Source organism: Streptomyces sp. DH37, from assembly GCF_029813835.1.
Classification (GTDB): Bacteria; Actinomycetota; Actinomycetes; order Streptomycetales; family Streptomycetaceae; genus Streptomyces.
Window position 1 is genome coordinate 17,116 of record NZ_JARVKV010000034.1, and the last position, 9,844, is coordinate 26,959.

Consider the following 9,844-nt stretch of genomic DNA (forward strand, 5'->3'; position numbering starts at 1 on the left):
CCGTTAGTGCCCGATGTGGGGCCATGATCTTCGAGGCTCGCGCCAAAGTGGCTGGCTAAAGTCGCGGAGCCGACCGCCCCAGCCACGACGTGTTCTGACCTCATGCACGGTGTGCCTGTCCTTTTGGGCGGGAGCGGGCGGTCGGCGGTGCCGAGCGGGGCGGAGACATGAGCGCGGGCGCCGCCGGCCGCCCGCGCCCGCCCGGAGGAGCGAAGCGACGACGGGTGCTTGATGAAGTAGGGAAAGTCTTACCGCACCCATGATCGGCAACTGCCTCGATCGTGGCCTGTCGGCTCACTGCTCGACTCGGCTACCGTTCCATCCATGCCCTCTGCACTGGACACGCCCCAGGGAGCGGCCGGACTCGCTGAGTCCCTGCTTCCTCCGCTCGGGAACCGCTGGCTGCACACTCAGGCCGTGGCCGCTCGGGCTCGCGAGGCTGCTGCGGCTGTGTCCGAGGCGGACCGGGATCTCCTCGTCGCTGCCGCGTGGCTGCATGACATCGGCTACGCACCCGAGCTGCGCGACACCGGATTCCATCCTCTCGACGGTGCTCGTTACCTCGAATCGCTGGGTGCGCCAGCGCGTCTGGTGCGACTGGTCGCCCACCACTCCGGGGCTGTGTACGAGGCGGAACAGAGGGGACTGTCGGCCGAGCTGGCCGTCTACGAGCGGGAAGACTCTCCGGTCCTGGACGCCCTGATCTTCGCGGACATGACGACCGGCCCCGCCGGGCAGTCCTTCGACTTCGATACCCGGATCGACGAGATCCTGGTCCGCTACGAACCGGGCACCGAGGTTCACAATGCGATCAGCAAGGCGCGGCCGTATCTCCGGGGCGCGGTCGAGCGGACTCGCGACCGCATGGCTCATCAGCCGATGTAGGGCTCCGACCGGTCGGCCAGGCCGTGCTCGATCCGCATGCGCATCGACGGGTGGATGTTCAGCTCGTCCAGCTTGCTCGAGTCCACGAACGCCACTTCCTTGCTCTCGCTGCTCGTCCGCAGCTGGCCGCCGATGATGCGGGCGTGGAAGCAGACGGAGAACTGCTGGCGGACCTCGCCGTCGTCGTACGCCATGACGTGCCCGGGGTTGGTGTAGATGCCGACTAGGCCGGTCACCTCGACGTCGAAGCCTGTCTCTTCCTTGGTCTCGCGTACGGCTGCGTCAGGGGCTGACTCGCCCAGGTCGACACCGCCACCGGGCAAAGCCCAGAGGCCGTTGTCGGTCTTGTGGATCAGCAGGACCTCTCCGGCCTCGTTGCGGGCAACGGCGGTTACGGAGGGGACGAGGCTGTTCGCCTTCGGGGCGTTGGGATCGTTGAAGTAATCGACACGGGCCATGTGTTCAGCGTTGCACGTTCGGGGCCTGCTATGCCGTCCGGCCCCGCTCCCACGCGTAGTCGAAGCTCCGCATGTAGTGCCGGAAGGTCCGTGCTCCGGGGAGGTACCGGAAGTGCATCACCGGGTTCTGACCGGCGGGAGCTCCGAGGACGTGCGGGTTCACCAAAACATCCTCGTCGAATCGGTAGATCGAGTTGTAGAGGATCGTGTCGTGCAGCCGGACTTCGACGCCGGGTGTCGACATGGCGGGCTCGAGGTAGCGGCGGGTGATCCGGGCGCGTGCGGCCAGGTCGCCGCCGATGCCCTCCTCTTCGCCGCGCTGGCGGACTGCTTCGGAGTCGGGGTCGCCGAGCAGGATGCGGACCTGGGCGCCAGCCTTCGCCTTCTCGGCCAACTGGTCGGGCAGATCAGGGTGGTTGTCGAAGAGGAACAGTCCGGCGTACACGAGGATGTCGAGCTGGTCCGTCGCCTTCTCGATCAGGGACGACCAGAGCGGAGCGGGCACCGCGCCACGGTGCGGGTAGTAGGTGATCAGCTCAGAGGCGCTGGCCTTCTCCGCCTGCTTCTCCACTGACGGCCAGAGATAGACCTCGTCGACTCCGAGGAAGCTCGCCGCCTTCCAACGGTGCCCGCGGTGCGGGGTGCGGCTGGTGGTGATCCACCGCTCGACGCTCTTGGGGTCCACTCCGACGTGCTCGGCAACGGACTGGATCGTCTCGCCCTTCGCTGAAATCGCCGCGCGTAGGCGCTCGTTCGCCATGACGTGCCCTTCCTCGGGACCGCTGGGGACGTTTTGGCGATAGCTCAGACGTCCCTAAACGTCCATGCGGACGGTGATGCGTCCACCCTCTCTCGCGGTCTCCTGATCTCACCGACGGGATGTCGGCCAACAACTCATCTCAGCAGGAGAGAAGACGATGCGTCAGATCCCCGTGGACACCACCAACGCGACCGTGATGGTTGCCAAGGCCCCGCAGCCCAAGATCAAGGACCGCCGGACCGGTGAGATCGCCACTGACAAGGACGGCGTCACGCTGATGGTCGTGGAGGTCATGTTCTCCACGCCCGACGAGGTCGAGATCCTCAAGCTCACCGTCCCGCAGCCCGGCGTCTCCGAGGACCTGGCCATGGGCACCCCGGTCGCGCTGACCGGCCTGGTCGCCTCGGCGTGGGAGAACGAGTTCAACGGCCAGAAGCGGCACGGGATCGCCTTCCGCGCGGTCGCGGTGACCTCGCTCGCCGCCGGTGCATCAAAGGCGGCCTGAGCCATGACGTGGCTGATCGTCGCCCTGGTGCTGGTCGTCGCCGCTGCGGGTCTCCTGCGGTGGCGGCGCCCCGCCTGGTACTGGCTGACCTTCGGCGTCACCCTCGCCGTGCTGCGGGTCGTCATCCGCTACCGCTCGGTGATGGACGCCTGTGGGCTCACCGTCCCGCCGTCCCGCTGGCGGCTGGCCCTGGCCCGGACCACGAACCGGCCCGCCCCCGACTCGCGGGCTCCACGCATCCTGCGGCTGCGCCCGACCCGTACCGGCCTGGTCCTGCGGCTGGGACTGCGGCCCGGACAGGACGCCTTCGACGTGGCCGCCTCGTGTGACCGGCTGCGGCACTCCTTCGGCATGTACGGCGTCACCTCGCGGGAGCTGCGCTCGGGCGTCGTCGAGCTGCGGATGACCGGCTACGACGTGCTCAAGCGGGTGCAGATGCCGGCCAAGCTGGAGCGCACGCCGACGCGCGTCCCCGTCGCCCTGCGCGAGGACGGAGCGGTGCACTACCGCGACTACCGCACCGTCCCGCACGCCCTGACCCTGGGGGCGACGAAGTCCGGCAAGTCCGTCTACCAGCGCAACCTGGTCGCCGAGCTGGCCGCCCAGCCGGTCGCCCTGGTGGGCATCGACTGCAAGCAGGGTGTGGAGCTGTACCCGCTGGCCCGTCGCTTCTCCGCCCTGGCGGACAACGCGGACACCGCCGCCGAACTCCTCGACGCGCTCGTGGCCCACATGGAGGACGTCTATCAGCTCATCCGCGCCGAGCAGCGGATCACCGCCGACGTGCCGGACGCGGAGATCGCCGCCGACATCTGGGACCTGCCCCAGCACCTGCGCCCGGTCCCGATCGTGCTGCTCGTCGACGAGGTCGCCGAGCTGGCCCTGTTCAACACCAAGGAGGAGGAGAAGCGGCGGGACCGCATCATCACCGCCCTCGCCCGGCTCGCCCAGCTCGGCCGTGCGGCCGGCATCTACCTGGAGATCTGCGGGCAGCGCTTCGGCTCCGAACTCGGCAAGGGCATCACCATGCTCCGCGCCCAGCTCACCGGCCGCACCGCGCACCGGGTCAACGACGAACCCTCGGCCAACATGGCCTTCGGCGACATCGCCCCGGACGCCGTGCTGGCCGCGATCCAGATATCACCCGACACCCCCGGCGTCGCCGTGGCCGGTGACTCCACCGGTGGCTGGGCCCGCGTCCGCACCCCGCACACCTCGCTGCGCAAGGCCGTCGACGCCTGCAACCGGCACGCCGCCCTGGCACCGGACCTACCCGCCCTGGCCCCGTTCCGGCCCGCGCTCAACGCCCTCGCCCCGGTCCCGGCTGTCGAGTCCGTTCCCGCCGCCTGATCCCTCCCCGTTCCACGGTCGGCGCGACCGCATCGCGCCACGCCCCTACCCCTGCCATGCCCGATTCCGAAGGGAGCCCTGATGTTCTGCGCATACTGCGGCGACGTCGACGGTGAGGAAACCGGCGTCGACCACGACGAACGTGACTGCCCCTGGTACGACACCGACAACGGTGCCGTCACGATCGACCCGGCCAAGCTGGCCGACACCCTCAAGGCCAGGGCGGACGGCGTCCCCACCCTGCGGGCCGCGATCGGCCTCCTCGTCTCCCACGGCCTGTGGACCAACCGTCTGGCCGAACGGCCCGGACTGCTGCTCATCGACTACTCCGGCCCCGCCCCCGAGCCGTACGGCGTCGACTGGGTCAAGGTCATCGAGGCCCTGGACGCGAAGGACCTGCCCGCCTCCGGCGGAGAACTGCGCATCCTCGCCCTGGCCGCCTCCCTCGCCCACCCCGGCGCTCGTATCCCGCTCGGCGACGCCGTCACCGGCCTGGACGCCACGAACCTCCGCCTGGTCCTGCACGCCATCGCCACCGCCAACGGCCGCCCCGACGCGGCCTGACCACCCGGGAAGGAGGGACAGACCATGGCCCGCTCGATCCGCCCGGACGCCGTGCTCGTCCAGGCCGTCATCGCCGGTGCCCTGTCCTTCGCGCACCTGCACGACCTGGCCGCCGCCGCCGGACAGGACGGCTGGAAAGCCTGGGCCTACCCCATCTCGGTGGACCTGCTCCTGGTCGCCGCCTGGCGTCGGCTGCGCACCGACGGGCCGTCCCGGCTGGCCTGGTGCTGGTTCCTGATCGCCCTGGTCGCCTCGCTCGGCGCCAACGTGGCCACCGCCGGACTCCTCAACCTCGGCGACGTCCCCGCCTGGCTGCGCATCCTCGTCGCCGCCTGGCCCGCGCTCGCCTTCATGGGCGGCACCCTGCTCGCCCATTCCCCCGCGGGCCGCTCCCCGGCCCCGCCGGCACCCGCCGCCTCGGACCCCGTGCCCGAGGTGGAGCCCGAACCGGCCGTCACCGCTGAGCCGGACCCGGTGCCCGAACCCGTCGCGGTCCCGGCGCCCGAGGAAACCCCGGCCCTGCCCACCGCCGAACCTTCCCCGCCGGTGCCGGTCCCGGCCGCGCTGGTCGACCACGCCCGCAAGGTCGCCGACGACCACCACGCCCGCACCGGCACCCGGATCGACACCGACACCCTGCGCGCCCGCCTCGGCGTCCCGCCGCACCTGGCCGACGCCATCGCCGCCCAGCTCGCCTGACCCGAAAGGAGACCACGCGTCATGCCCGCCCGCGACTTCTTCCACTCCGTGATGCGGATCGGCCCGGTGCAGATCGGCACCCACCGCGACCGTCACGGCACCACCAAGCACGCCGCCGTGTGCAGCGCCGACGGCTGCGGCTGGTCCGCCGACTACTCCTCCCGGTCCGCCGCCCAGTTCGCCGCCCGCACCCACCGCTGCAAGGTCCGCTAGGAGGCCATCGCCCATGGATGTCCCGCTCTGGTTCGCCCTGCTCTGCGTCGGAGTCTTCGGCGTCAAGCTCATCCGCCCTCCGCTGTGGCTGGTCCTGGTGCTGCTGCTCGGCGGCTACCTCATCGCCGACAGCCTCCTCGCCCCGGTCGTCGACCCCTTCGTCAAGTAAGGAGATCCGTCATGCTCCGCCCGAAGCTCCCGACCATGCCCACCCCCACCCGGCCCGGCCCGCCGCCGGTCGTCGTCGAGCCGACCGCCGTTGAGCAGCACCCGACCACTGCCGCCCCGGCCCCGGCCCCGATGCACTCCCGGCCGGTCGTGCAGTTCACCCCCGGCACCGCGCTCGCCCTGGTCGGCGGCGGCACCGCCGTGGTCCTGGTCGTCGGCGCCGTCCTGGTCTCCCTGCTCCTGGCGGTCGCCGTCACCGCCGCCTCGGTCGCCGTCTGCGCCCTGGTCGTCCGCTCGCTCCTCGTTTCCCAGCACCGCCGCTGACCAGCCGCCGGGTGGCGCACACACCGCCAAGCACGCCGCCACCCGGGGCCGTTCCCTCCAACCGCCATCGCCAAGGGAGAACCCCCATGGACCTGCAGCTCGCCGCCAGCCTGGTGCCGTTACTGGGCTGGGCCGTGCACGGGAGCATCCTCACCCGCCGCCTGGCCTCCGCCCGCCGCGACCCGCTCACCGGCCTGCACACCCGCGCCGGATGGACCGCCCGCGCCGAACACTGCATCCGCCGGCACCCCACCGCGGCCGTGCTCCTGGTTGACCTCGACCACTTCAAGATGCTCAACGACACCCACGGCCACGCCGCCGGGGACGCCGCCCTCGTCGCCACCGCCGACCGGCTCCGTGCCTGGTGCGGCCGGAACGGCACCGCCGGGCGCCTGGGCGGGGATGAGTTCGTCGCCGTCGTCCGGGACCTGGCCGCCGCCGACCTCGACGCGCTCACCGCCGCCCTGCACCGGCCGCTGCCCTACCAGGGTGTGTCGCTGCCGCTGGCCGCCTCGGTGGGTGCCTGCCGCCTCGCCGAGCTGCCGGTACGCACCTTGCCCGATGCGCTCGCCGCTGCCGATGCGGCCATGTACGCGGCCAAGGGCCGCAGCCGCCGGGGCTCCCGCGCCGCTCGCTGACCGGCCGCCGGGTGGCGCACAAGCCGCCAAGCACGCCGCCACCCGGGGCCGTTCCTTCCAACCGCAATCGAAAGGAACCACCATCATGGCCCAGCCCACCCCGCCCGCGCCGCGGATCTGCCCGGTCTGCGACGGCTTCGCCTCCGCCGCCGTCACCCTCGGCGGCCGCGACGCCCGCGGTCACCTGCGCACGATCACCGTCGACTGCCCGGCCTGTCAGGGCACCGGCACCGTCCCCGCCCGCCGGGTCCGGGAGGGCGCCGGTGCCTGAGACGCTGCTCGACCGTGCCACCCTCGGCGACCTGCTGCGGGTGGCCTCGGCCGACGACTACCACCGCTGGGCAGAGCAGATCCGCCGCACCGGCGGCTGCGCCGACCCCGTCCACCTGACCGGCTGGGTGCTGCACAAGGACAAGACCACCGGCCAGGTGCTGCACCACTACTCCACCGAGAACGAGCCGGGTGGGCGGCTCCGGGTGGCCTGCGGCAACCGCCGCGCCTCGCGCTGCCCGGCCTGCGCCTGGACGTACGCGGGCGACACCTACCACCTCATCCGCGCGGGCCTGGCCGGGGACGACCGCCGGGACATCCCGGCCACCGTCCGGGAGCACCCCCGGGTCTTCGCCACCCTCACCGCCCCCTCGTTCGGCCCGGTCCACAACCGGCCCGACCACGGCGCCTGCCGCTGCGGCACCCGCCACGCCCCGGACGCCCCGGAACTGGGCACCGCCCTCGACCCGGACACGTACGACTATGCGGGCGCGGTGCTGTTCAACAACCACGCCGGACAGCTGTGGCAGCGCTTCACCAACCGCCTGCGCCGTGAGATCGCCGCCCGCGCCGGCCTCACCCAACGGGAACTGAAAGAGTGCGCCCGGCTGTCCTACGGCAAGGTCGCCGAGTTCCAAAAGCGCGGCGCCGTGCACTTCCATGCCGTGATCCGCCTCGACGGACCGGACGGCCCGGACACCCCGCCGCCCTCCTGGGCCAGTACCGGCCTGCTCGCCGACGCGATCCGCGCCGCCGCCGCACACTCCTACACGTCGGTCTCGGTCCCGGCCGCCGAGGACCAACCGGCCCGGACCTTCCGCTGGGGCACCCAGCTCGACGTCCGGCCGGTGAAGGCGTTCGGGGACGGCTCCGAGATCACCGAACAGGCCGTCGCCTCCTACGTGGCCAAGTACGCCACCAAGGCCGCCGAGAACACCGGCACCCTGGACCGCCGCATCGGCGAACTCGCCGAGCTCGACCGCCACGGCGTCCCGGACCACACCCGGCGCCTGATCGAAGCCTGCAAGGTGCTCGACCCGCTGTATCCGGACCGCCGCCTGTGGGCCTGGGCGCACATGCTCGGCTTCCGCGGCCACTTCAGCTCGAAGTCCCGCCGCTACTCCACCACGCTCGGCGCCCTCCGTCAGACCCGCGCCGACTACCGCGCCGCCCAGGAACACGCCGCCCTCGGCCTGGATGAGGTCGAGCCGGACACCGTGCTGGTCCTGGCCGACTGGCAGTACGCCGGGCACGGCCACACCCCCGGTGAATCCGTCCTCGCCGCCACCATCGCCCGCGACCTCCAACTCAACCGCGAAACCGCCCGCGAAGAACTTGCAGCCCTGGAAGGAGCCTGACGTGAAAGACGAGTTGATGACCGTTCCGCAGATCCTCGACGAGCTCGGTGGAGTTTCCCGGCGGACGTTCTACCGGTGGCGTGAACTGGGTCAGGGCCCTGCTGCTTTCAAGCTCCCCAATGGGGAACTGCGAGTTTGGCGGAGTGATTTCAAGACGTGGCTGCGGCAGCTTGAGGCGGCGGCGTGAAGTCTCTTGACGTGAAGGTCTGGGGTGTCCGTAAGAGGGACACCAAAACACCGTCCTACGGAGTCCGCTGGTCTGTAGCCGGCAACGTCTTCTCCGAGTCTTTCCGCACCAAGGCGCTTGCTGACCACTACCGCACGAAGCTCATGCGTGCGATGCGCGACGGTGAGGAGTTCGACACGGGGTCCGGCTTCCCGGCCTCGATGGAGGAGGCGAAGTCGGTCGTGTCTTGGTACGACTTTGCCCTCAGGTACCTCGCGATGAAGTGGCCGCATGCCGCTCCCAACACGCGAGACGGCATCAACGAATCGCTCACTAGCGTGACCATGGAGCTTCTCGGCGAGCGTCCTGGACGGCCCTCCGACGAGGTGATCCGCAAGGCACTTCGCAACTGGGCCTTCGTGTTGCCGGGGCCTGACGATCGGGAAGTCCCGGACGACGTGCGGAACGTTCTCCACTGGGTGTCCAAGGCGTCTCGTCCGCTCGCTGATCTCGCTGAACCTGCCACGGCCCGTGCAGTCCTCGACTCGCTGAAGCTCAAGCTCGACGGCACGGCAGCAGCTGCGGAAACCGTGCGGCGTAAGCGTCGGACACTCGTTAACGCCGCGAATTACGCCGTTGACCTGGGGGAGCTGCGTGAGAACCCCATCACGGCTGTCCGCTGGCAGAAGCCGAAAGTGTCCAACCAGGTCGACCCGCGGGTTGTCGCCAACCCGGAGCAGGCGCGGAATCTCCTGGCGGCCGTCTCCTACGTGGGCGGATACCGGCGTGTCCGTGGTCGTCGCCTCGTCGGTCTGTTCGCCGCTATGTACTTCGGCGGTCTCCGGCCGGCGGAAGCGGTTGGCCTCGTCGAGACGGACCTGAACCTTCCCGAACAAGGCTGGGGCTCGGCGCTGCTCCACCGGACTCGTCCGTCCGTCGGCAGGCAGTGGACCGACTCGGGGGAGACCCACGACGACCGCGGGCTGAAGAACCGACCGACCGAGGACGTCAGGCGGGTGCCTATCCCGCCGCACCTCGTCGCCGTGCTCCGCGAGCACCTGGCCACCTTCGGCACGGCGGACGACGGGCGGCTGTTCTTCAGCGAGAAGGGTTCGGTCGTCCCGTCCTCGACCTACTACCGCGTATGGCAGGAGGCCCGGCTCCTCGCGCTTCCGCCGGCCGTCGCGGCCTCGCCGCTCGCGAGTCGACCGTACGACCTTCGGCACTCGGCGCTGTCGACGTGGCTCAACGCCGGTGTCCACCCCACCGAGGTGGCCGAGCGCGCCGGCAACAGCGTTGAGGTCCTGCTGACCCGCTACGCGAAGTGCCTCGACGGACGGCAAGACGTCGCCAACCGGCGCATTGAGGACCTGCTTCGCGAGTACGACTGACACCACCTGACCGTGTCTGAGGCCCCTGGCATCCTGTCCAGGGGCCTCGTCGTTTTCGAGGTCTCACCTGGGACAACGCTTCAAGATCCCGTCCA

General features: G+C 70.8%; 14 protein-coding genes and 1 pseudogene. 13 read left to right on the forward strand and 2 right to left on the reverse strand.

Features of this window, described 5'->3' with window-relative positions; translation table 11 throughout:
• Window positions 1–324 precede the first annotated feature (324 nt).
• Window positions 325–885 carry an HD domain-containing protein gene (locus QC029_RS17940; RefSeq protein ID WP_279556700.1) on the forward strand — a complete coding sequence of 187 codons (561 nt, stop codon included), beginning with the start codon at window positions 325–327 and terminating at the stop codon, window positions 883–885.
• Here the strand turns inward: QC029_RS17940 and QC029_RS17945 are convergent.
• Together QC029_RS17945 and QC029_RS17950 are read right to left on the reverse strand one after the other, a co-directional pair.
• Window positions 873–1,343: an NUDIX hydrolase gene (locus QC029_RS17945; RefSeq protein ID WP_279556701.1), complete on the reverse strand. Its 471-nt coding sequence runs from the start codon at window positions 1,341–1,343 to the stop codon at window positions 873–875. The two genes, QC029_RS17940 and QC029_RS17945, sit on opposite strands and share 13 nt — an antisense overlap.
• 28 nt (window positions 1,344–1,371) lie before the next feature.
• Window positions 1,372–2,103: an XRE family transcriptional regulator gene (locus QC029_RS17950; RefSeq protein ID WP_279556702.1), complete on the reverse strand. Its 732-nt coding sequence runs from the start codon at window positions 2,101–2,103 to the stop codon at window positions 1,372–1,374.
• 157 nt (window positions 2,104–2,260) lie between these two features.
• On the opposite strand from QC029_RS17950, the gene QC029_RS17955 reads away from it, so the two are divergent.
• The 12 genes and pseudogenes from QC029_RS17955 (at window position 2,261) to QC029_RS18010 (ending at window position 9,749) form a co-directional block, all read left to right on the forward strand.
• On the forward strand, window positions 2,261–2,608 hold the full coding sequence (locus QC029_RS17955) for a hypothetical protein (protein ID WP_279556703.1): 348 nt from the start codon (window positions 2,261–2,263) through the stop codon (window positions 2,606–2,608).
• A 3-nt stretch (window positions 2,609–2,611) separates the two neighbouring features.
• The gene (locus QC029_RS17960; RefSeq protein WP_279556704.1) at window positions 2,612–3,958 is read left to right on the forward strand and encodes an FtsK/SpoIIIE domain-containing protein; all 1,347 of its coding nucleotides are present in this window, start codon (window positions 2,612–2,614) and stop codon (window positions 3,956–3,958) included.
• Between the two features lie 81 nt (window positions 3,959–4,039).
• Complete coding sequence (locus tag QC029_RS17965) at window positions 4,040–4,522, forward strand: hypothetical protein (RefSeq protein WP_279556705.1); 483 nt, start codon at window positions 4,040–4,042, stop codon at window positions 4,520–4,522.
• A 24-nt stretch (window positions 4,523–4,546) separates the two neighbouring features.
• The gene (locus QC029_RS17970) at window positions 4,547–5,221 is read left to right on the forward strand and encodes a DUF2637 domain-containing protein (protein WP_279556706.1); all 675 of its coding nucleotides are present in this window, start codon (window positions 4,547–4,549) and stop codon (window positions 5,219–5,221) included.
• A gap of 21 nt (window positions 5,222–5,242) precedes the next feature.
• Window positions 5,243–5,434, forward strand: a complete 192-nt coding sequence (locus QC029_RS17975; protein ID WP_279556707.1) for a mobile element transfer protein — start codon at window positions 5,243–5,245, stop codon at window positions 5,432–5,434.
• Window positions 5,364–5,603, forward strand: a pseudogene (locus QC029_RS17980) (hypothetical protein); the annotation flags it as partial. The gene QC029_RS17975 and the pseudogene QC029_RS17980, both read left to right, overlap by 71 nt.
• Before the next feature lie 11 nt (window positions 5,604–5,614).
• Window positions 5,615–5,926 carry a SpdD-like protein gene (locus tag QC029_RS17985; RefSeq protein ID WP_279556709.1) on the forward strand — a complete coding sequence of 104 codons (312 nt, stop codon included), beginning with the start codon at window positions 5,615–5,617 and terminating at the stop codon, window positions 5,924–5,926.
• A gap of 86 nt (window positions 5,927–6,012) precedes the next feature.
• Window positions 6,013–6,564, forward strand: a complete 552-nt coding sequence (locus tag QC029_RS17990) for a GGDEF domain-containing protein (protein ID WP_279556710.1) — start codon at window positions 6,013–6,015, stop codon at window positions 6,562–6,564.
• Window positions 6,565–6,649: 85 nt separating this feature from the next.
• Window positions 6,650–6,835 (forward strand): hypothetical protein, encoded by a 186-nt coding sequence (locus tag QC029_RS17995; protein ID WP_279556711.1) that lies wholly within the window; start codon window positions 6,650–6,652, stop codon window positions 6,833–6,835.
• The gene (repSA, locus tag QC029_RS18000; protein ID WP_279556712.1) at window positions 6,828–8,192 is read left to right on the forward strand and encodes a replication initiator protein RepSA; all 1,365 of its coding nucleotides are present in this window, start codon (window positions 6,828–6,830) and stop codon (window positions 8,190–8,192) included. The genes QC029_RS17995 and repSA overlap by 8 nt, the downstream gene beginning before the upstream one ends.
• 16 nt (window positions 8,193–8,208) lie before the next feature.
• The gene (locus QC029_RS18005; RefSeq protein WP_279556743.1) at window positions 8,209–8,379 is read left to right on the forward strand and encodes an AlpA family transcriptional regulator; all 171 of its coding nucleotides are present in this window, start codon (window positions 8,209–8,211) and stop codon (window positions 8,377–8,379) included.
• Complete coding sequence (locus QC029_RS18010; RefSeq protein WP_279556713.1) at window positions 8,376–9,749, forward strand: tyrosine-type recombinase/integrase; 1,374 nt, start codon at window positions 8,376–8,378, stop codon at window positions 9,747–9,749. The genes QC029_RS18005 and QC029_RS18010 overlap by 4 nt, the downstream gene beginning before the upstream one ends.
• Window positions 9,750–9,844: the final 95 nt, after the last annotated feature.